The organism is Pseudoalteromonas sp. P1-8 (assembly GCF_001399985.1).
In the GTDB taxonomy this organism is placed as follows: domain Bacteria; phylum Pseudomonadota; class Gammaproteobacteria; order Enterobacterales; family Alteromonadaceae; genus Pseudoalteromonas.
Genome location: NZ_LJSO01000006.1, coordinates 101,446 through 122,270, shown reverse-complemented (window position 1 = coordinate 122,270; position 20,825 = coordinate 101,446). Strand labels below are relative to the sequence as shown.

General features: G+C 41.8%; 16 protein-coding genes. 11 read left to right on the top strand and 5 right to left on the bottom strand.

The window, feature by feature from the left end; translation table 11 throughout:
* The first annotated feature begins 38 nt into the window (after nucleotides 1-38).
* The 6 genes from AN213_RS10220 (at nucleotide 39) to AN213_RS10195 (ending at nucleotide 8,046) form a co-directional block, all read left to right on the top strand.
* Entirely contained in the window at nucleotides 39-701 is a 663-nt protein-coding gene (locus tag AN213_RS10220) for a response regulator transcription factor (RefSeq protein WP_054562939.1), read from the top strand.
* Nucleotides 702-854: 153 nt separating this feature from the next.
* Nucleotides 855-2,132: an efflux RND transporter periplasmic adaptor subunit gene (locus AN213_RS10215; protein WP_055198570.1), complete on the top strand. Its 1,278-nt coding sequence runs from the start codon at nucleotides 855-857 to the stop codon at nucleotides 2,130-2,132.
* Complete coding sequence (locus tag AN213_RS10210) at nucleotides 2,129-2,881, top strand: ABC transporter ATP-binding protein (protein WP_055198568.1); 753 nt, start codon at nucleotides 2,129-2,131, stop codon at nucleotides 2,879-2,881. Before AN213_RS10215 ends, AN213_RS10210 begins: the two co-directional genes overlap by 4 nt.
* On the top strand, nucleotides 2,881-5,331 hold the full coding sequence (locus AN213_RS10205) for an ABC transporter permease (RefSeq protein ID WP_055020577.1): 2,451 nt from the start codon (nucleotides 2,881-2,883) through the stop codon (nucleotides 5,329-5,331). The genes AN213_RS10210 and AN213_RS10205 overlap by 1 nt, the downstream gene beginning before the upstream one ends.
* A gap of 57 nt (nucleotides 5,332-5,388) precedes the next feature.
* Nucleotides 5,389-6,765 carry a sigma-54 dependent transcriptional regulator gene (locus AN213_RS10200; protein WP_055198566.1) on the top strand — a complete coding sequence of 459 codons (1,377 nt, stop codon included), beginning with the start codon at nucleotides 5,389-5,391 and terminating at the stop codon, nucleotides 6,763-6,765.
* Nucleotides 6,766-8,046 carry a PAS domain-containing sensor histidine kinase gene (locus AN213_RS10195; protein ID WP_055198564.1) on the top strand — a complete coding sequence of 427 codons (1,281 nt, stop codon included), beginning with the start codon at nucleotides 6,766-6,768 and terminating at the stop codon, nucleotides 8,044-8,046.
* Nucleotide 8,047: 1 nt separating this feature from the next.
* Here the strand turns inward: AN213_RS10195 and AN213_RS10190 are convergent, their stop codons facing one another.
* Nucleotides 8,048-8,572: a DUF2569 domain-containing protein gene (locus AN213_RS10190; RefSeq protein ID WP_055198562.1), complete on the bottom strand. Its 525-nt coding sequence runs from the start codon at nucleotides 8,570-8,572 to the stop codon at nucleotides 8,048-8,050.
* A gap of 131 nt (nucleotides 8,573-8,703) precedes the next feature.
* Here AN213_RS10190 and AN213_RS10185 point away from each other — a divergent pair, with 131 nt between their 5' ends.
* Complete coding sequence (locus tag AN213_RS10185; protein WP_055198560.1) at nucleotides 8,704-9,861, top strand: DUF547 domain-containing protein; 1,158 nt, start codon at nucleotides 8,704-8,706, stop codon at nucleotides 9,859-9,861.
* A 112-nt stretch (nucleotides 9,862-9,973) separates the two neighbouring features.
* Nucleotides 9,974-12,946 carry a DUF3857 domain-containing transglutaminase family protein gene (locus AN213_RS10180; protein WP_055020581.1) on the top strand — a complete coding sequence of 991 codons (2,973 nt, stop codon included), beginning with the start codon at nucleotides 9,974-9,976 and terminating at the stop codon, nucleotides 12,944-12,946.
* On the opposite strand, the gene AN213_RS10175 is transcribed toward AN213_RS10180, so the two are convergent.
* Nucleotides 12,943-16,392: a PAS-domain containing protein gene (locus AN213_RS10175; RefSeq protein WP_055198558.1), complete on the bottom strand. Its 3,450-nt coding sequence runs from the start codon at nucleotides 16,390-16,392 to the stop codon at nucleotides 12,943-12,945. The genes AN213_RS10180 and AN213_RS10175 overlap by 4 nt on opposite strands.
* Nucleotides 16,393-17,122: 730 nt before the next feature.
* Nucleotides 17,123-18,067 (bottom strand): ribosome biogenesis GTPase YlqF, encoded by a 945-nt coding sequence (gene ylqF / locus AN213_RS10170; RefSeq protein WP_054562949.1) that lies wholly within the window; start codon nucleotides 18,065-18,067, stop codon nucleotides 17,123-17,125.
* A 91-nt stretch (nucleotides 18,068-18,158) separates the two neighbouring features.
* On the opposite strand from ylqF, the gene AN213_RS10165 reads away from it, so the two are divergent.
* Together AN213_RS10165 and AN213_RS10160 are read left to right on the top strand one after the other, a co-directional pair.
* Entirely contained in the window at nucleotides 18,159-18,695 is a 537-nt protein-coding gene (locus AN213_RS10165; protein ID WP_054562950.1) for a YaeQ family protein, read from the top strand.
* An 8-nt stretch (nucleotides 18,696-18,703) separates the two neighbouring features.
* On the top strand, nucleotides 18,704-19,309 hold the full coding sequence (locus AN213_RS10160) for a lipase/acyltransferase domain-containing protein (RefSeq protein ID WP_055020583.1): 606 nt from the start codon (nucleotides 18,704-18,706) through the stop codon (nucleotides 19,307-19,309).
* Nucleotides 19,310-19,313: 4 nt separating this feature from the next.
* On the opposite strand, the gene AN213_RS10155 is transcribed toward AN213_RS10160, so the two are convergent.
* On the bottom strand, nucleotides 19,314-19,523 hold the full coding sequence (locus tag AN213_RS10155; RefSeq protein ID WP_054562952.1) for a hypothetical protein: 210 nt from the start codon (nucleotides 19,521-19,523) through the stop codon (nucleotides 19,314-19,316).
* Nucleotides 19,524-19,888: 365 nt separating this feature from the next.
* Between AN213_RS10155 and AN213_RS10150 the strand changes: the two genes are divergently transcribed.
* The gene (locus AN213_RS10150) at nucleotides 19,889-20,362 is read left to right on the top strand and encodes a Dps family protein (protein ID WP_054562953.1); all 474 of its coding nucleotides are present in this window, start codon (nucleotides 19,889-19,891) and stop codon (nucleotides 20,360-20,362) included.
* Between the two features lie 58 nt (nucleotides 20,363-20,420).
* Here AN213_RS10150 and AN213_RS10145 read toward each other — a convergent pair whose 3' ends face one another.
* Nucleotides 20,421-20,822, bottom strand: coding sequence for a hypothetical protein (locus AN213_RS10145; protein WP_095209738.1), 402 nt, complete (start codon nucleotides 20,820-20,822; stop codon nucleotides 20,421-20,423).
* Nucleotides 20,823-20,825: the final 3 nt, after the last annotated feature.

Here is a 20,825-nt window from a genome sequence, read left to right as displayed (position 1 = left end):
AAATCACTTATAACATAACGCATTGGAGAATCGAGGGAATGTCTTTAGCTGTGAACACTATAATCGCCGATGATCACCCGTTATTTAGAAGTGCGCTGCGTCAAGCTGCGGCGACATCAGTGCCTGAAGAACATATTAAAGAAACCAGTGACATTGATGGTTTGTTTACACTGTTAAGCGCTCACCCTGAGATTGAACTAATATTTTTAGACCTTACGATCCCTGGTGCAAATGGCCTACAAGCCCTTTCGCAACTGCGTAACCACTACCCTGATATCTTAGTGATCATGGTCTCAGCCAATGAGACACCCGCCATAATCAAACAAGCTATGAGCCTTGGCGCTGCTGGCTATATTCCAAAGTCATCTTCTTTAGATGTTATCAGTGAAGCAATTAGTCATGTACTCAATGGCGACACTTGGTTACCACCTGAAGTGGATTTAACCGATGTGGTGATCAACGACGAACAAAGCGAATTTGCTCGTAACCTTGAAAAACTAACCCCCCAGCAATACCGCGTACTAGCGATGATTGCCGACGGTTTATTGAATAAACAAATCGCCTTTGAAATGTCGATTCAAGAAACCACAATCAAACAACATGTGTCAGCGATTTTACGCAAACTCAATGTTTATAACCGTACTCAAGCGGGCATTTTGTTTAATCAGCTTTCGCAGGTTGGCAAAATCGAAGAAAGCTAATTTAAGCATTCACTCCCAGTTTTAAAACTCGCTTTCCCATTAGTGGGAAAAGCTCACGTTCCAAAAAACGAAAAGTTATTACTTTTCAATACCTTAATTTTTGGCACAAAACTCGCCTTAGCTACTCCATGATTATTTACATTTCTCAGTATCATGGATTTAGACAGCACACTAAAACGCAAACCTCAGCAATCAAAAGCTAAAAAATGGCTGGCTAGTGCAGCTATTGGCGTATCGGCTCTTGGCGCTTTAATGGTGTATCAATGGGCGACACCCACTGTGGTTGCTGCAAGCCAACTGCAAATAGCAACCGTAGAACAAGCCGATTTTGTGGTAAAAATACGTGGCTTTGGCCGTTTAAAGCCAAAGTATCAACGTTATTTAACCAATACCGATACTGCAATGGTCGAAGCTATCCATGTTTACCCCGGCACTATCGTTAAAAAAGACACAGTGATTTTAAGCCTCGTCAACCCACAGCAAGCGCAGCGTTTATCGGTCGCTCGGCTAGAACTTGCTCGCCAAAAAGCCAGTGTTAATGAGCAAAGAATTAACCAGCAAAGTGAACTACTTGAGCGCCAAGCAAATCTCGCCATATTAAAAAGTGAGCTGCAAAGTGCAGAACTTAGAGTCGATGCTGAAAGCAAACTGATCGAGCAAGGAATTGTTTCAAGCCTCGATTACAAACGAAGCATGCTAAACGTTGCACAGCTTACAGAGCGCGTAAGTATCGAGCAGCAACGCCTTGCACAGCTTAAAGAAATGCACTTACAACGTAGCAAAATACAGCAAGAACTATTAAGCCAATTTGAGCTTAATTATCAAGTTGAGCAACACGCTTTTGATCAGCTGCAAATAACGGCAGGTATCGATGGCATGCTGCAAGAATTGAATGTTGAACTTGGCCAAAATCTCGTGCCCGGTACCCGCCTTGCGGTGGTTGGCTCAAATAAAGCACTCAAAGCAGAGCTAAGCGTTAAGCAAGCAGATGCTGAAAAAGTGGCACTCAATATGGCAGCGAAAGTAAACACCTTTAGCCAAGCAGATCACGGTGAAGTTGATGCCAAAGTCACCCGAATTGACCCTATCGTTACCGATGGTCGAGTCATTATCGAACTTGATTTACAGGGCACACTACCAGCCAATGCCCGCCCCGATTTAAGCATTGAAGGCTATGTGGTTAGCAACATTATTCCCGATGCGTTAACCATTAACGTGCCGCAAAAAGCACAAGCAAATAGCGAAGCCACGCTATTTAAACTTAATCCAAATACCCAGTTAGCAACGCCAACCAATATCGAATTTGGTACACTCAGTGACAATCAAATTCAACTTTTGAGCGGTGCCACCGTGGGCGAACAGCTGATCATTTCAGACCTTTCTAAATGGCAGCATTTGGCAACAATAAAAATCGAACAGGACAGTTTATGAAAACCAATACGCTTATCTCATTAAACAAAATCGCCAAAGTTTATCGCGGCCAAAATGTTGAAACCTATGCATTAAAAGACATTAGCCTGAATATTAACCAAGGTGACTATATATGCATTAGCGGCCCATCTGGCTGTGGTAAATCGACACTGCTGTCATTATTAGGCTTACTCGATAGCCCAACTGCTGGCGACTATTTCATTAAAGAAGTCGATACAAAAACCCTCGACATGGATCAGCAAGCTGAACTTAGAAACCTTCACATTGGTTTTATATTTCAGTCGTTTAACCTAATTGATGAATTATCGGTTTTTGACAATGTGGCACTGCCGCTCACTTACCGAGAGCCAGCCATGAGCCCAAGCGAAATTGAGCTTGCTGTAAAGCAAGCCCTTGATGAGGTTGAGATGGGCCACCGTGCTCAGCATAAACCAAACCAATTATCCGGTGGTCAGCAACAGCGTATTGCTATTGCCCGCGCACTGGCTGGCAAGCCAAGCATTTTATTGGTGGATGAGCCAACTGGTAACTTAGATTCAAAAAATGGTGATGCCGTCATGGACTTGCTTGATGAGCTGAATAAAAAAGGCACCACGATTTGTATGGTAACCCATGATTTACGTTATGCCGGACGTGCAAAGACGCAACTTAAATTGCTAGATGGTGAAATTGTTTCCTACTCTGAAGCACGCCAAGCACCTAGCAGCGACAATACTGAGCATGCACTTGAAAGCGCTGAGGTGATGTAATGAAATTAACCAAAACACGCGCCCAATTAAGCTTAGCGTGGGCATCATTAATGAATGCACCGGGCTTTGTAACAGCAGTTATCGCAACACTTGCTTTAACATTGGCCACCTTGTTTGTGGTGCTTAGCCTTGTTAACAGCTACTTTTTAAAGCCCCTTGATGTGTACGATGAAAGCCGCATGGTAGTGGTTGAGCAATCACTTACTTATGATGACTACGATGCTACTGGCTTTCAAAGCTATCAATCGATGGTGCATTGGCTTAAGCATAATCAAAGCTTTGAACAAAGTATGATGATCAATGCGGGTGAGCAAATATTTGCAAACCTTGATGGCGAGCCGAAAGAGCCTGTGCTGTATGTTGGCGGCAACTATTTTGACTTATTAAACACGCCATTTTTAATGGGACAAGGTTTTGACCTTGGAGAAACGCTAGAAACACCTGATGACCGCGTTGTTATATCTGCTAACTTTTGGCGCAAGCATTACAACAGCGACCCGAACATTATTGGTAAAACACTTTCAGTCATGGCGGGTGAAACCGATTATGTTCACCGTATCGTGGGTGTTGTTGATGACTCATTCAGCCCTCCTTACATGTTTAAAGCAAGCGATGTTGAAGTATGGTTTCCATCAAGTGCTGACCGCCGTTTCTTTCACAATGATGATTGGCAAAGCCCATGGACAAACACTTTTAAAAACCTAAAACTGATTGCAGTTTTAAAGCCTGGGGTCACCATAGATCAAGTTAAAGTCGATTTAAAACAGCAAATTGATACGGTTAAATCAGAGTGGCTAAACAATGGTGGTATCACCGATGTAAAACCTGAAGTAACCCCGTATCGTGACGTTGAGCTGGGTAATAACGATGACTTAAGCTTAATGATGTTAGCCGGTGCAGTAGGGCTACTGATTATTGCGGTACTTAATGTAAGCACTTTATTCTTCTCGCGCGCTCTTGCTCAACATAAAACCCTCGCTTTGCAGGCAGTGTTAGGTGCAAAACGCAGCACATTATTTAAAAGTATCTTTTTACAGTCACTGATTTTAATGACCTTATCGGTAAGCATTGCGCTGTTTTTATCGGTATGGGGCATACGTTTATTTAAAGTACTAGCAGAAGGCCGATTACCACTGGTTAATAGCTTGGCCGTGGATAGCACATTGGTCATTGTTGCCATCATACTTTGTATTGCTCTTGCTTATATTTTCTCTGTAATTACAGCGCGTTTGGTAAATTACAAAACCCTAAATACGCAAATGCAAAACAGTGGCAAAGGCGGAGTTTCGCAGGTATCAGGTCGTACAGTGCGTATTTTAATTGGCTCACAAATGTTTGTTGCCGCGTTGCTTGTGAGTTTTTCGGTGATGGTAGTCAGTAAAGCCATGGGCACGATTAACCGCCCACTCGGCAGTGATACCGAAAACCTGTATTTTGCCAACCTGTTCCAGCCAAATAATCAAATGTCATTGGCGGAGCGCTACGAACATATGCTGCAATACAAGCAGGTTTTGCTTGATAGCCAAGGCATTGATGATGTTGCCCTGGGTCACAGCCCTGTTTCGCAAAGACAAAATGCCAACACCCTGACTGATGTAAACGGTAAAAGCTCAATTTTCTTCCCTAGTCAGTGGGTAGGGCCTGATTACTTTGCGTTAGTTAACACCAAAATTCTCGCTGGCCGCACCTTTAGCGAACAAGCTATACGTGGTGAAACCAACGAGATACTGGTATCAGTTAGCGTTGCAGAGAACTTATTACCAAGCCAAGACTATCGAAATATCATTGGCAAGAGCTACCAAGGTTTAGAAGAAAAGATGTATGAAGTAGTGGGTGTAACCGAAGATTTTAATCACCCTAAATACTACGATGAATCGTTTGGTCGTCACATTTGGTGGCCAGCAACACCGTATAGCTACATGTTTACTATCAAAGCTTCTGATGGCGTTAAGCTGACTAACAAACAAATACTTAATACGCTAAAAGAAAAGAACAGCGACTTAACCATGTGGCAGTTTAATGACCTGCAACAAGAGTACGACAATTTACTGTATATGAGCCGACTAACCGTGGTTCTGTGTAGTACCTTAGCGCTATTTACTCTATTATTAGCAGCAATCGGTATTTTTGGGGTACTGAGCTACAATCTGGGTCTGCGCCGCTATGAGTTTGGTATTCGTATGGCATTAGGTGCGAAAAAAGCACGCTTATTCAAGCTGATGAGTGTTGAAGCGATTATCCCTGTGCTCATTGGTTTTGCGGTTGCTCTCGCCGCGGTAATAGTGGGTTTTTACATGTTACAAGGACAGCTAATGTCTTGGCTGATACTTGATGTAAGACTGCAATTACTCGCTTGGAGTATTACCTTATTTATTGCGCTATTCGCTTGCTTTAGACCTTTGGTTTTACTGCTTAAAGCAAAACCTATGGCCGCACTACGTAACGATTAACAGCACAAAATGGTGGCTTAAATTTAAGCCACCTCAACAGGATAATAAGAAAACATCATGGACAAAATCTTAGTCATAGACGATCAAGCTGATGTACGTCTGGCTGCTACTGTTGCATTACAACAATTAGGCTTACACTGCCATGAGGCCGAAGGCCCTGAACATGCCCTTGAGTTATTAAAATCAGAGCACATTAGCCTGATTTTGCTTGATATGAACTACAAGCTCGACACGACCTCAGGTGAAGAAGGGTTACGCTTTTTAAAGCAACTAAATCAATTAGGTTCGACCATACCTGTCATTGTGATGACCGCATGGGCCAGCATTGACGTCGCTGTTAAAGCCATGCAATTAGGGGCAGTCGACTTTGTTGAAAAGCCATGGAATAACTTGCGCTTAACCGCCGTTGTACAACAACAACTCAAGCTCAAGCAAAGTAATCACGACAACGCGTGCTTAAAGGCGCTTACCAGTGACACACAAGCACATTACATAGCTCAATCAGAAATCATGCAGCTGTTGCTTGCCAAAGCTGAGCGCGCAGCTAAAACCGATGCCAGCATTTTAATTACCGGCGAAAATGGCACTGGCAAAAGCTTATTGGCACATTATATCCACCAGCACTCGCTCAGAGCTGATAAACGCTATGTAAGCGTGAATGTTGGCGCCATTGCCCCGACGCTATTCGAAAGTGAATTATTTGGCCATAAGAAAGGCTCTTTTACTGATGCCAAAGAAGACCGCCTAGGGCGTTTTGAAATTGCCGAAGGCGGCACCTTATTTTTAGATGAAATTGCGACTTTAAGCCTTGAGCTACAAAGTAAAATGCTCCGTGTGCTAGAAAGCAAAGAATTTGAAGTGCTAGGCTCAAGCCAAACCAAAACCGCCAATGTTCGCATTATTTCTGCCACCAATAGCGAATTAGCTACGGCTATTGAGCAGGGTGAGTTCCGCCGTGATTTATTATTTAGACTCAATACCATTGAACTGCACATTCCACCGCTTCGTGACAGAAAAGACGACATCGCTCCCTTGGCAGAACACTTATTGTTGGTGCATGGTAAAAAATATCAACGCGCGAATATGGCGCTCAGTGATGACGCCCTAAAGGCGCTAAAAAATTACAGTTGGCCTGGTAATATTCGTGAGCTAAGCCATTGTATTGAACGCGCGGTGATCATGAGTGATAACAACAATATTCAAGCCAATGACCTCATTTTAGATCAACCAAGTTGCGAGCAAACAAATAGCAATGCCGAACAGGCTTTGCCACTATTGCCCCTTGAAGAGCTTGAAAAACAGATGATTCAAAAAGCACTGCTGCAATTTAATGGCAATGTTATCGCCGCAGGAGAATTTTTAGGGTTAAGCAAATCGGCGATTTATCGTCGCATTGATAAACATCAGCTCGATTTAAAAGAAGTAGAACGCTAAATGAGTAACAAGTTGTCGTTAGAGCAGCGTATTCGACGCTATTTTTATATGCTTATAGCGGTGCTATTAACGCTTGGTATTACCCTTTCACTCAGCTTAAAACTAGATTGGTTCTCCAGTATCAGCCTATTATTGCCGTTTATCGGGATAAGCGCTTTTGCTTTAATTAAAAGCTACCGTGCGATCACCGATGTGGTTGAACGCTTTGGCCTGCAACTAGATGCATTGGCAAATGACGAAAGTAATAGTTGGCATTTAGCGTCTTATCAAAGTGGACGAGTCGCAGCGCTTAAGCAAGATTTTGCCAAGCTCAGCAATAAAATAGCCAAGAACAAACGCCATTATATGCAAACAGAAGAGTTTGTTTTTGAGTTTGCCAGCATGCTGGACTTACCCATCGTTATACTTGACCCCCATGGCTTTATTTACTTTAGTAATAAGGCGTTTATAAATAGTATTAGCCATCGCCAAATTGAAGGTAAATCGGCCAGCGACTTAGGCATTGCTCTGCATGATGGCGAATGGCAACAAAATAGTGACTCGCTGTTTAAACAACGCTTTCAAATCTCATCGCAGACTTTTTGGCGGACCGGCAGAAACTTTGAATTACTAACCTTCTTTTCAATTGAGCAACAGCTTCGCGATAACGAACAACTTGTTTGGCAACGGTTAATTCGAGTGTTAAATCATGAAGTGCGTAACTCACTCACGCCGATTTATTCGATGAGTCAATCATTGCAAACCCTTAAGCGTCAAGGGCAAATTAGCAGTCACGATGATCTCGCCCAAGATATGCTGCAAGTAATAGAAAAACGCGCTCAGCACTTGCTTGATTTTGTAGCCAGTTACAGTGCGTTTGCCAAGCTACCACCCGCACAAAAGCAGGCAATCAGTAGCGAGCAATTAAATACTCGTTTAAGTGCTATTTTTCCTGAACTAGTAATAAATAGCAGCGAAGAGTTACATATTAATGCCGACTTTGGTCAGCTAGAACAAGCGTTGATCAACCTGATAAAAAATGCCTTTGAAGCAGGCAGCAATTCTGCCCCAACCCTCACTTGGTCAAGGCAAGGTGATAGCTTAAATATTGCAATTAGCGACCAAGGTTGTGGCATTCAAAACCCCGATAACTTGTTCGTGCCATTTTACTCAACCAAAGCAAATGGCACAGGTATAGGACTTGTGATCACCCGAGAACTTGTGCGCAACCAAGGTTTTGAGTTATCAATAAACTCAAAACCCCAGCAAGGCACGCAAGCTACAATTACTGTGCTCAGCTAACTTATTTTACAAATGTGGCTTTCACACGCTTAGATAACAGCATGTAAGGTCCCCAGATCACAGCTTGAATAAGGCCTCTGATAATCATAGTTCTAACTTCATCGTCGAACACATCGACATCGGGCACAATTAAACTAACCGCATAGGCATCGAGAGCAATAAACGCTAGTCCACCAAATAATATCGCTAAGTACCAACTTACAAATGCTTTCTTATGCTTAAAAAACAACACGATTAAATAAAGCGAAGCTAAAAATAATGCCGCATTAAAAGCCATTTCAATGATTAGTAAAGGCTCCCAAAGCGGATGATACATATCACCAAATTGCGACGTTAAACGTTGCCACATCTCGGTCGTGAAAATGGGTTTAAAGGTATTAATTGATTCGATAAATACTCTAAAAGGGCTGATCACCACACCTATCGCCACAAGAATGAGCCAACCTTTTATACCAACTAAGTCATTATTTACGGAGTTTTTAGCTTCTGGTGTTTCGATTTGGTTTTGTTGTTTTGCTTCTTCCATGAGTTGTCCTTTTTATTTTTATTTCTTCTACTATACGCTTATTTTTTAATAAAATTCACAAAAACAACAGATTGTTGCGCTTCAGAAAAACCACTCTATGTTTATTTTTTAAACTACGGAAGGTTATAAAAATGAAAAACGCCATAAAACCCATCGTATTAGCAACATCACTTATTCTAGTTTCAGCCTGTAATTCAACGACTCCTATTAATAAAACAGCAACGACAGCCATAAACCAAGAAAAATTTAGCCAATTTCATCAGTACGATGAAAAATCAAATATCACCCTTGAGTACACTGACTACGGGCAAATATTAAATGCCTCGGTGATTGATTTAGGTATGTCTGACCGCTACCGCATCACCTCACACACCACGACGATTGGTACACATTTATCATCCAACCCTAAACCTTCAACAGCAACAGAAGCAAACCGCTTTTATTATGATTCATATAAAGACAATCCTAAAATGAGGCAAGCCTTGCAGGTCATACAAAAAAATATGGCCGACCTGCCAAATAAGATTAACTTGAGTAACTTGCCAAAGTCTGAACTGCTTGCTTACTGGTTCAATCTTTATAACGTGACGGTACTCAATGAGTTAGTCCAGCAGTACCCAGTAAAAAACTTATCTAAGCTAATAAACGAAGAGCCAAGTTTTTTTGATAAGCCACGCTTTAACTTTAACGGTAACCAGTATTCATTAAACGACATTGAGTACAACATTGTTGCACCGCTATTTAACAATGACCCGCTATTAATATATGGCTACTACCGTGGCTACATTGGCAGCCCAAATTTGCTTGACCACCCATATACAGCAAAAAATGTGTTTGCAGCCCTAACCACCAATGCAGTGCAATTTGTAAATTCAAATCGAGGCAGTGTTATTGATACTCATAGCACACGTGTTTCTTCTTTATACCTTGAAAAGAAAAACTATTTCCCTAACTTTGAAGAAGACTTAGCTGACCATCTTCAATCATTAGTTATTCAAGAACCAGATAAAGACCAAGTTGTGCAAAACCTCTCTTTTAGTATCGATAATTACGATATTTTAGGTACCGATGTTGCTTATGGTGGAGGTAATGCAGTTGTTGTCGATCCTAGTATTGTGGCACTGGGCTGGGATAAAACATTTACGACCTATGGTAACCACTTAACTAAAGCTGGCACTGTAAGCACATTACGCCGCGAGATTTTGAAAAAAATTACGCAAAAATACTATGAAGTAAATAGCCGCGTTGAAATCACTGATTTACCTAATAAAGAAAGCACTGAAAATTAGCGCTTATTGAGCATTGGACCTAAAAAGAAGCATTTATATTGAATTTTATTTGGCTCATGCCGTGAAATTCAGTAATTTGTCATATAAAACTAAACGTAATTAGAAAATAACAATGAAATGGATGCACTTACAACTTAAGGTACTCGCTGTTTTTTTATTCTTTGTGAGCTGCTTTGCAGCCGCTGAAGACTATCAGGTTGCGCCTGCAGCTAACTGGGTAAAACACCATGAGTTACTTACCCCAGAGATTCCTCGAGACCAAATACGAGACGGGACTTTCTACCTGATGCTCGACACTCAGCTTCAGGTATCTGAGCAAGCCCCACAGCAACGCTTTAATCGTACTGTAATGCAGGCGGTCAATCAGTCTGGGGTTGATTATATAAGCCAGCTGAATATTGATTTTGACCCAAATTATCAATCTCTTACGCTCAATAGTTTAGGCATTATTCGTGACGGCCAATATATAGATAAACTAAATAGTGCCGAGCTACAGGTGTTACAGCGCGAGACTGACTTAGCAAGTCGTATATACAATGGCACCTTAAGCCTAAATGTCATTATTGATGATATGCGGGTCATGGATATTTTAGATTACAGCTATACGGTTTCGGGCAGTAATCCGGTTTATCAACACTTCAGCACCATGCGTACACTGAACTGGTCTGTGCCGATAGTGCAGCAATTTATGCGGGTAAAGTGGCAAAAGCCTACGCCCTTATATATCAATTTTATGAATGGCGAGTCGCCAGTTACTAAAACCAAGCTCGATACGGGTTTTGACTACCAAATTAGCCAACACAATGAGCCGACCATTCGCTCCGCAAGCGAAGTACCGCATTGGTATTCGCCTTACAAGGAAGTGTATTTCTCTGAAGTAAATAATTGGCAAGAGGTAGTCAATTGGTCGTTACCTTTATACCAATCGGCCATCGAAGTGAGCCCAGCTATTGAAACAATTGCCCGTCAAATTAAGTTTCAACATACCGACTTAGAGTCTCAAATTGTGGCTGCCCTGCGCTTTAGCCAAGACGAAGTACGTTATTTAGGCCTAGAAATGGGCACTAACTCGCACCAGCCTACTCCTGCATCAGAAACCTTGGCACTGCGCTATGGCGACTGTAAAGACAAAACCGTCTTGCTCATTTCTTTACTTAAAGCGCTCGGCGTAGAGGCTCATCCAGCTTTAGTTAACACCGAAGACAGAAAACGTACTGCCAGCTTACCGGTCTCTCCTAGCTTGTTTGACCATGTGATTGTCACCTTAGAGCACCAAGGTAAACGCTATTGGCTTGATCCGACCATTTCGTACCAGCGCGGCGATTTAGCACATTTAGCTCAACCGAACTACGATGTAGCGTTAATCATAAAGCAAGGTGAGACAGGCTTTACAGATATGTTCACAGAGCCTGCCCTAAAACGCATACAGGTTTTTGATAGTTATCAGATCCCAGAAGGTATTGATGAGCCAGTTAGTTTCTCAACTCAATATAAATACGGCGACTTTGAAGCAATTAACCGCCGCAGCTCAATCGCTGAAAACAGCTTAAAAAGCATAGAAGATGATTACCGCGAATATTATCAAGATACCTACAAGGGCTTAAAAACATTCAAACCTATGCTGGTTGAATCTCCAGAAGACACCGGTCAGCTAATTACCAATGAGCACTATACTATTGATAACTTTTGGCGACCTAAGGGTAATGATTTTCAAAACGACTTTTACGCTAGTGAAATTCAAAACTCAGTTTATAAGCCGGAACAGCGAGAACGTAACAATGCACCAATGTGGTTTCGTTACCCAAATAATATCGAAACAACCATAAAGGTTACGTTTACGGATACTAATTGGCAGTTTAATGATGAGCAGGTCACAGTCGACAACCCATTTTTTCATCTCGAAAAACGCGTGACATTTAAAGACTCGGTGTTGACCTTATACTTTGATTACAGTGCTAAGCAGGATCATATTCCAGCCGATCAAATAGACCTTTACCTAAGCGAGCGTAAAAAACTCAATAACGCGACCCATTACGGCATCATTAAATACGGCACAAATAGCGCCACAACCACACCAGCAGATGACGAAACCAACTGGTATAGCGTTTTTATTTTAAGTTACTTGGCGGCAATCATCTTTTTCATCGCGGCTTGGCGTATAGAAGCAAGTAACCGCCCAGTTTTTGCTGAGCAACAGTTCTACCCTGTCAGTAACAGTAAGTTTGTTATTTACAGCTTATTAAGCTTAGGAATATTCATTCACTACTGGAGCTATCGCAACTGGAAAGCGATAAAAGAGCAACAACAAAGCCATATTATGCCGATTGCTCGAGGGATATTTGCACCGCTGTTTTTTATTCCGTTGTTACTTGAGCTTTGCAAGCACAGCGAGCAAACCTTTGGCAAAAATAAGATCATGCCCGTTGCGGTTGGGTTCGTGTTATGGCTGGCGATTATCATTTCTGAAGTCGTAAGCTATAACTGGGAATATGGTACTTGGCTGTTTTTAGTTACACCTATTCTATGGTTGCCTCTGGTTAATTACATTCAAAACCTCAAGCAACCACAGCAGGCTCTTGAGTACCACTCTCAGTGGCGAGCGAGGCAGGTTATCATTTCGATACTCATGTTGCCTTGGTTATTTTATGGCTTAATTTATGAGCTATATTTGTTGCCAAGTTCAACCATAGTAACCGGTGACAAGCTTTGGTCTTATCAAGTTAACTTTTTAAAAAGAAAAGAAATTATCCCTGCCAACGAGAGTGTACATTATTTTTATAGTGACGCATTTATCGATTTTAAAACTGATGGAAACGGCATCACAGAAAACACTATTTTTAGTTACTGGGAAAATGAGCAAGGTGTGCTCGAAAAAGATCAGCGCCGCTTTAGTGACATTAAAGAGATCAACGTTGATTATGCTAAAAGCGCCCTACTAACCACCACGGTAACGGTCATTGACCACAATGGTGATGAAATGCTGTTATTTTTGAGCCATGAAGATGACTTAGATAAAAAGTTTGTCGCTGAGGTAGAGCGCTTAATTAAAGCCAATACCCCAACAACTGAGCAAAACGCAGATTAAGTCAGTCGCTTAATCATGCGCTTTAAGGCGGGCGCTTTCAGAGGCTTATAAAGTAATGGGTAGCCCGCATCTAGCACTAACTCGCGTATGCCTTCATCATGATTCGCGGTATTCACTATGGCAGGTAAGCGTGTTAATGCCGCTTGTTCAATCACTTCAAGGCCTGTTACCCCATCATCAAGCTGGTAATCAATGATCAACAATTGCGGCAGGGCTTGGCTTGCCTTTAACTGCTCAAGCTCCGCTAAGTTAGTGGCTGTTGAAATTTCACAGCCCCAATTTTCGAGTAGCTGCTTTAATGCCTCTAACACGTTGCGGTCGTTATCAAGCAACCAAATACGCAATTGCCCCAGCTCTGTTTCTTGTGATGCCTCAGCACCTTTCGTTTGCGCTGGCGCAGCACTCACTCTACAAGGCAGAGTTAGGGTAAATTGCGTGCCTTTACCAAGCTCAGACCCCATCACTAGGGGTATTTTAAGTAAGTCACATATACGTTTAGTGATTGCCAACCCTAAGCCTAATCCCTCGGCGCTTGGCTTTGCACCAAGCTGTTTAAACTCTTGGAAAATAGTTTGTTGATCGCTCGATGCAATACCAATCCCTGTGTCTTCAACAATAAAGGATACATGGTCATCGTCGTACTGCATTTTTAAGCGCACTTCACCTTGCTCGGTATAACGAATCGCATTACTCAAAAGGTTACGTAGTACTCGTCGCAGCAGCGCTTTGTCGGTATGCAAGCGAACATCGCAGGTTTCAATAATAAACTTTAAGCCTTTTTCGCGGGCAAGGGCTTCGTAGTCATTTCGCAGTGGCTCAACCAACGAGCTGGCAGCAAACTCGCTCATTTGTACTTTAAACGAGCCCGAATCGAGCTTGGTTAACTCTAAAATACTCGATAACAACTCTTCGGCGCTGCCCAATGAATTCTTAATATTCATCGCCAGCTCTTTAAGTTCGGTATCTTGGGCTTTTTCATTCATTAAAGAACAAAACAAGCTCGCAGCATTGAAAGGTTGCAGTAAATCATGGCTGGCAGCAGCAAAAAAGCGTGTTTTACTGACCGTTGCTTGCTCCGCCACTTGCTTTGCCATCGACAACTCTTGGTTTGCTTGAGTCAATGCCAAGGTGCGGGCTGCGACTTTTTCTTCAAGGCTAACATTTGCTTCGGTTAACGCTTTTTGTTGTTTTACGAACTCGGTAATGTCGGTATAGGTTGTTACAAAGCCGCCACCTGGCAGTGGGTTACCTTGCATTTCAAACACGCGGCCATCATTGTGCGAGCGCTGATATTTATAAGCGCTGCCTTGGCGTAAATAGGCTAAGCGTTTTTCGACTTCGCTGGTCATGCTCTCGCCGCTAAATAAGCCACGCTCGGCATTAAAACGAATAATGTCGGCAACAGGGCGGCCTATGTAAAGCGCATCATCTGGGTAGGCGAACATGTTTTTGTAGCCTTGGTTCCAAGCTACCAAGCGCAGCTCACTATCAACTACACTGATCCCTTGTTGAATGTTTTCGATTGTTGATTGCAGTAAGTCACGATTAAATTTAAGTACTTGGCTTGCTTCATCAACAAACTCGGCAACCTGCTCTAGAGGCTGGCGCTGCTCATTTTTCGCTACATCTAAAATAAGCCGCGCCGATGCGCCGCCGATCACGGCAGACATCTCGCGCTCAACTAATAGTTCTAACTCAACATTGGCAGGGCGCTTCCACTTACTTTTATCATCCGGAAAGTAATGATTTACCAACGACTGCGCCGCTTCTTTTTCGGCAAATCGCTGCATTAGCGCACCTAGGTCATGGTAACTCAAAGGCTGTAGATGATTACTCACTCGAGAATCACTAAGCTGCGACACAAACTTATTGCTCTGCAAGCGTTCAGCTAAGGTTGCTCGACTAAATAACGGTACTAAGAAATACACTAAACAGTTCGCACCTAGCGATAGCAATAAAGCTTGGCTAATGCTTTCCATGCCTAATGAGAATAAGTCGGTTGGCGCTAACCAGCTTATTCCCCACGGTCCATTCACAAGCCATAAGCTATCGCTTCCTAAACCTCCGGCGATATTCGGTAGTAAAAGTGTGTATCCCCAAATAATAAAACCGCTTAAAATCCCCAATTGAGCACCGCGACACGATGCTTGTCGCCACCATAAGCCTATGATCATGGCAGGCGAAAATTGCGCGACTAAGGTAAACGACATCAAACCCACATTGGCAAGGGTTGTACTTTCGCCTAGCACTCGGTGAGTGAAGTAACTAAGCAATAAAATCAATACGATAACGATTTTACGCGCATGTAATAGGTTATTTTTATCAAGCCCGCGACTACTCGATGTAAGTTGCGAGCGGCGTAAAATAAATTGGTTAATAAAGTCATTAGTGATCATCACTGAAAGCACAATTGATGACACAATCACCATACTGGTTGCCGCTGAAAAGCCGCCTAAAAAGGCTAATAACGCCACAAAAGCATCATCAGCCGCCATCGGTAAAGCTAATACAAAGGTGTCGTAGCCGACCTCTTGACCTTGAAAGTAAATTAATCCGGCGTATGCAATCGGTAGAATAAACAGGTTAATAAGTAAGAGGTAAATCGGAAACAGCCAACGTGCCGAGGCCAGCTCTTTATCGTTATTTTTTTCGATAAAGCTCATGTGGAATTGTCTTGGCAAACATAAGGTCGCCAAAATACCAAGCAAAGTATGAGCAACATACACATAGGTTGGACTTTGTGTGGCCGCCACTTGCTGATCAATATTTAGGTCATGCGCTTTTTCAAACAGCGCCACTGGGCTGTCGAATAGAGCAAAGCATACATACAAACCCACCGCTAAAAACGCCAACAACTTAACCACAGATTCAAAGGCAATACTGGCTATCAAACCTGGATTATGTTCGCTGGGCTTTAACCGCCTCGCGCCGAATAAAATAGCAAACAGTGCCAATACAATCGTGATATAAAAAGTGCTATCGGCCCATACTTCATGACTTTGTGTGGCAGCACGGTCGGTAAGTAAGTTGATACTTTGTGCAGTTGCACTTAGCTGTAAAGAGATATAGGGCACAATGGCAATCACTGAAATCAATGAAATGAGCCCAGACAAACTCGACGACTGACCATACCGAGTCGCAATAAAATCTGCCATTGAGGTTATTTTTTGCTGCCGACAAATATGCGCTATGCGGCAATAAACTTGCCAGCCAAAAATGAATAACAAAATAGTACCGGCATAGGTCGGAGCCAACCACCAGCCATTGTATGCAGCTTGTGCTGTGGTACCAAAAAACGCCCAAGAGGTGCAATACACCCCAAGTGATAAACCATAGGTTAAGCCTTTAAAAGGCAATACTTTTCTTTTATCAGCCCAGCCTGCAACCGCAAATAAAATTGCCAGATATACAATTGCAAGAAGGCTTATTGACCAAATTGAGAACATCGCATGTGATTATTTTAATTGTTATAGCCCCAGCATAGTTTTTATTGCACGTAATTTACAGCCTAACTTTAGTGCTAATGCATTGTATTACGGAAGTTTAAAAAACAAACATAAAGAAATGAGAATTATTTTCAATTGAGTGTTGACAGATACGCAAATCTAATTGATAATCACTATCAACAAGACAATAAAGTACTTGTTCGGAATAAACTGATTTGTTTCTCGACCCTGAAACACGTGTGGCCCACGATAAAGCTAAGATCGCCTGTTGCTAATCGCAACGCCCCTTGATATTGGCAACAGGTGATCGCCCTACTATTTTACTTGCTACATTGCTCATATCGGTGACGGTAGATATGAAACTCAAAAAGCCCTTACAGGGCTTTTTTTATGTCTAAAATTCGTACCAAACCTGCAAGCCAAACTAAATGAGAATTATTTTCAAAAACATGTTGACAGCATCGAAAACCTAATTGATAATTAATCTCAACAAGCCAAGCGAAGTATGATGACTTGTTCAGATTAAATTTGTTTCTCTACCCTGAAACACGTGTCGCCACGTTAAAGCTCTAGCTTATATGTTACTAATGGCAACGCCCCTTGATATTGGCGACATATAAGCGACCCTACTTATTTTACTTGCTACATTGCTCATATCGGTGACGGTAGATATGAAACTAAAAAAGCCCTTGCAGGGCTTTTTTTATGTCTAAAAGTTAATGCGTTAACTTTATCGACGGTTCTTACGTGCACGTGCACGGCGTTGTTTTTTCTCTTCTTCTTTAGCGGCTTTTTTCGCCTCTGCAGCAGCGCGAAGCTCAGCAACCATTTGCTCTTCTTCTTCACGCATAGCCGGTGTTTCCATGGTAATACGACCAATAATGCCATCGCGTAATTCGTTGATAAGAATTTCAGACATTTTGTAAGTATCGATTTGATTACCACCGCGGATACAACCACGCTTTTTACCTGCCATTTCAACAAACTCCCAGTCAGACTCTGGTAGCTCATCAATTTTATAGCGGCTTTTTAAAAGTTCTGGGTATGCTTGCAATAAATATTCAGCGGTGTAACTTGCCACTTCTTCGTAGTCGATAGCGGTATCACGAATAGCGCCAGTTGCCCCTAAACGATAACCAGAGTTTTCGTTCTCTACTTTAGGCCATAACATACCCGGGGTGTCGTAAAGCATAATGCCATCGTCAAGCTTAATACGTTGCTGCGCTTTGGTTACCGCAGGTTCATTACCTGTTTTTGCCACGATACGGCCAGCTAAGGTATTAATAAGCGTTGATTTACCAACGTTTGGAATACCCATGATCATGGCTTTAATTTGTTTATCAGCGCCTACTTTATGCGGCACTAATTTTTTACAAAGCTCATTAATACGATGTACTTCACCCGCTTTATCATTACCAAAATCAATCGCTTTTACGCCACTTTGCTGCTCAAAGTAGTCTTTCCAAGCTTGCGTTAACTTAGGATCAGCCAAGTCCGCCTTGTTCATGATTTTGATCACCGGCTTATCGCCACGCAACGCAGTAACCATTGGGTTTTCACTACTATAAGGAATACGGGCATCAAGTACCTCAATGATCACATCCATCTGTGGCATGATTTCTTTAATTTCGTTTCGGGCTTTGTTCATGTGACCCGGGAACCACTGGATGGCCATTTTTAACTCCTACAAGATAATTTCACGGTATTTTAACTGGCTCGGCAACGAATTGCGCTATAATGACGCAAATTTTTTCAAGTAAGCAGTTATGGCTCTTAAATCAACCATTATTAAAGCGCAATTATCGTTAAGCGATATGGATCGCCACATTTATCAAGATTTCAATTTAACACTGGCACAACACCCATCAGAAACCGAACAACGTTTGATGATCCGCTTGTTGGCTTTTGCGCTAAATGCCCGTGAAGGCTTAGAGTTTACTAAAGGCTTATGCGCCGATGATGAGCCTGAGCTTTGGCACATTAACTATAGCGAAGAAATTGAATTATGGATTGAGCTAGGTTTACCTGATGAAAAACGCCTGAAAAAAGCCTGCAATAAGTCGAAGCAAGTTGTTTTATATACCTACGGCGAAAATAACCAAGCGATTTGGTGGCAAAAACATCAACCTAAGTTGTATGATTTTAAAAACTTAAGTATTTTTAGTCTCGATTATGCCGCGACTCAGGCATTAGCCGACTTAGCTGATCGCAATATTAAGCTCACTATTACCATTCAAGATGGTGAAGTATGGGTTAGCTCAGATACAGCAAATATCGAAATTAAACCGCAACAGTTAATGTAAGGAATGCGATGGCAATTAGGCAAGTTGTAGTATTACACGGACTTTATATGTCAGGCTTTGTGATGCGTCCACTGTGCGCGCGCCTTGAAAAGTCAGGTCTAAAAATACTCAATTTGACCTATAACACGCTCTCTCCCGATAGAGCGGCAATATTCGATAAGATTGATCGCTTTATCGGTGGTAAACCTACCGCCTTAGTTTGCCACTCTATGGGTGGCTTAGTGGCTCGCGCTTACTTAGAGGCCAATTCCCTTCAAAGTCGCCACGTTGAAAAGGTGATCACCTTAGGCACCCCGCATAAAGGTAGTCATATTGCTAAGCAAATGCAGCAAAAAGGCTTTGATATGCTGTTAAAAAACAGCGTGGAGTTTTTATTATCTGAGAATGGCGATTGGCCGTTTAATGCCAAGCTTTATAGTATTGCTGGTGACTTACCAATAGGGCTAATGCCACTGATTGCTAAAGGCAGTGTCTCTGATGGTACAGTTTTGATAGATGAAACCAAGCTCAATGGCATGGCAGAACATAAGGTGTTTCATTTGAGTCACACCAGTATGATCTACTCACGCCAAGTGATGGATTACATTATTAAGCTTATAAATCAAAGTGAGTGATACTTTAATCTTCAGCACTTGCAGCCACTTTATATGAGATTAAAACAATGATCCCTAAGATCAATGGTACAGGTGCAGCAATGTAGCCAAAGGTATCAAAGTTTGCGAAGCTAGCACCTGCTAGATGACCTACCAAACCGATAACAAATGCAAGTAATGCAATCACTACAACAACTATTTCAGCTTTGCTTTCTTTAACTGTTTTACCGTCCATTTTTCTTCTCCTGGTTAAATGCGGTAAAGTCATTATGCGCTTATGGTTCGTTGTTTTTTTGACCTAAATCAAGTTCTAAATCGGCCTACTTATCAGCGAGTACAAACCTTGTTTTAGATCATACTTTCTGCCTAATTTTTGAATATTTGCAAAATAAGGTAGATTTTTTGCTCAGTTGCCCCAAGTCTATATAAAAGTAATTCAAAGTTATGTTGATAGTGCACAAATGGACAAAACCAACCTTTGATAGTTAAAACCTATCACTATGTTCGAATTAAACCATTTTACAGATTAGCCAAGATGGCTAATACTTAACACCAAGCACTAGCAAGTAAACACTTAACGGTTTTTTTAAGGAGCAATCTATGTCACAGGTAAATGCAATTGGTTTAAACAGCGCAAAAAGTGAAGATATCGTAAATTCACTAAACTCTTTACTAAGCTGCTACCAAATCCAATACATGAACGCACGCGGCTTTCATTGGAATATTAAAGGTCGTAACTTTTTTGAATTACACCTTAAGTTTGAAGAAATTTATAACTTACTACTTGAGAAAGTAGACGAGATTGCAGAGCGTATTTTAACGTTAGGCGGTACACCGGTACATGCATTCTCTGAGTACATCGAAGATAGCAAGATCAGTGAAGCTAAAAATATTACTGAAGGTACTGCTGCAGTAGAAAACCTTTTAGCAGGTTACAGCACGCTTATTCAAATGCAGCGTGAAATCCTTGCACAAGCAGGTGATGCAGATGACGAAGGTACAGCATCGCTAATGGGCGACTACATTAAAGAACAAGAGAAACTTGTTTGGATGTTAAAAGCCTACCTTGGTTAATATTTAGAATTGACACGAAAAAGCCCTCAAATGAGGGCTTTTTTATATTTAGAAAGCATTACTTTAACCACTTTCTTAAATTATCGTACTCGGGTCTTGCTTGAAAAAAGCTTTCAGCATCTGGGTGAAAGTTAATATCCATTTCTACACCAGACCAAACTGTCTCTAATAAATTGCGAGCAATGATATTCGCTTTAATATAATCAACGCGTTTGTAACCCCGCGCTTTTACAGCCTGAAAGTAAGCCTTTGCAATCTCAATACTATCTGCAGTTGCTAATTCAAATTGTTCCAAATTAACCACAGCATACTGAATTGAATTTTCAGGGTACTTCATGATTTCTTGACCGACTTCAATACTAAATGAAGCAACGGCTTCTTTATTAAAGCTGCCACTAACTTCCACATAAATCACTGGCGGCTCAACAAAATAACGCCAATCACCATGGGCTTTAAACATGCT

Excerpts from the sequence above, each read along its gene's own strand:
- AN213_RS10220 (WP_054562939.1), top strand. The coding sequence starts at position 39 with ATGTCTTTAGCTGTGAACACTATAATCGCCGATGATCACCCGTTATTT.
- AN213_RS10215 (WP_055198570.1), top strand. The coding sequence starts at position 855 with ATGGATTTAGACAGCACACTAAAACGCAAACCTCAGCAATCAAAAGCT.
- AN213_RS10210 (WP_055198568.1), top strand. The coding sequence starts at position 2,129 with ATGAAAACCAATACGCTTATCTCATTAAACAAAATCGCCAAAGTTTAT.
- AN213_RS10205 (WP_055020577.1), top strand. The coding sequence starts at position 2,881 with ATGAAATTAACCAAAACACGCGCCCAATTAAGCTTAGCGTGGGCATCA.
- AN213_RS10200 (WP_055198566.1), top strand. The coding sequence starts at position 5,389 with ATGGACAAAATCTTAGTCATAGACGATCAAGCTGATGTACGTCTGGCT.
- AN213_RS10195 (WP_055198564.1), top strand. The coding sequence starts at position 6,766 with ATGAGTAACAAGTTGTCGTTAGAGCAGCGTATTCGACGCTATTTTTAT.
- AN213_RS10190 (WP_055198562.1), bottom strand. The coding sequence starts at position 8,572 with ATGGAAGAAGCAAAACAACAAAACCAAATCGAAACACCAGAAGCTAAA.
- AN213_RS10185 (WP_055198560.1), top strand. The coding sequence starts at position 8,704 with ATGAAAAACGCCATAAAACCCATCGTATTAGCAACATCACTTATTCTA.
- AN213_RS10180 (WP_055020581.1), top strand. The coding sequence starts at position 9,974 with ATGAAATGGATGCACTTACAACTTAAGGTACTCGCTGTTTTTTTATTC.
- AN213_RS10175 (WP_055198558.1), bottom strand. The coding sequence starts at position 16,392 with ATGTTCTCAATTTGGTCAATAAGCCTTCTTGCAATTGTATATCTGGCA.
- ylqF (WP_054562949.1), bottom strand. The coding sequence starts at position 18,067 with ATGGCCATCCAGTGGTTCCCGGGTCACATGAACAAAGCCCGAAACGAA.
- AN213_RS10165 (WP_054562950.1), top strand. The coding sequence starts at position 18,159 with ATGGCTCTTAAATCAACCATTATTAAAGCGCAATTATCGTTAAGCGAT.
- AN213_RS10160 (WP_055020583.1), top strand. The coding sequence starts at position 18,704 with ATGGCAATTAGGCAAGTTGTAGTATTACACGGACTTTATATGTCAGGC.
- AN213_RS10155 (WP_054562952.1), bottom strand. The coding sequence starts at position 19,523 with ATGGACGGTAAAACAGTTAAAGAAAGCAAAGCTGAAATAGTTGTTGTA.
- AN213_RS10150 (WP_054562953.1), top strand. The coding sequence starts at position 19,889 with ATGTCACAGGTAAATGCAATTGGTTTAAACAGCGCAAAAAGTGAAGAT.
- AN213_RS10145 (WP_095209738.1), bottom strand. The coding sequence starts at position 20,822 with ATGTTTAAAGCCCATGGTGATTGGCGTTATTTTGTTGAGCCGCCAGTG.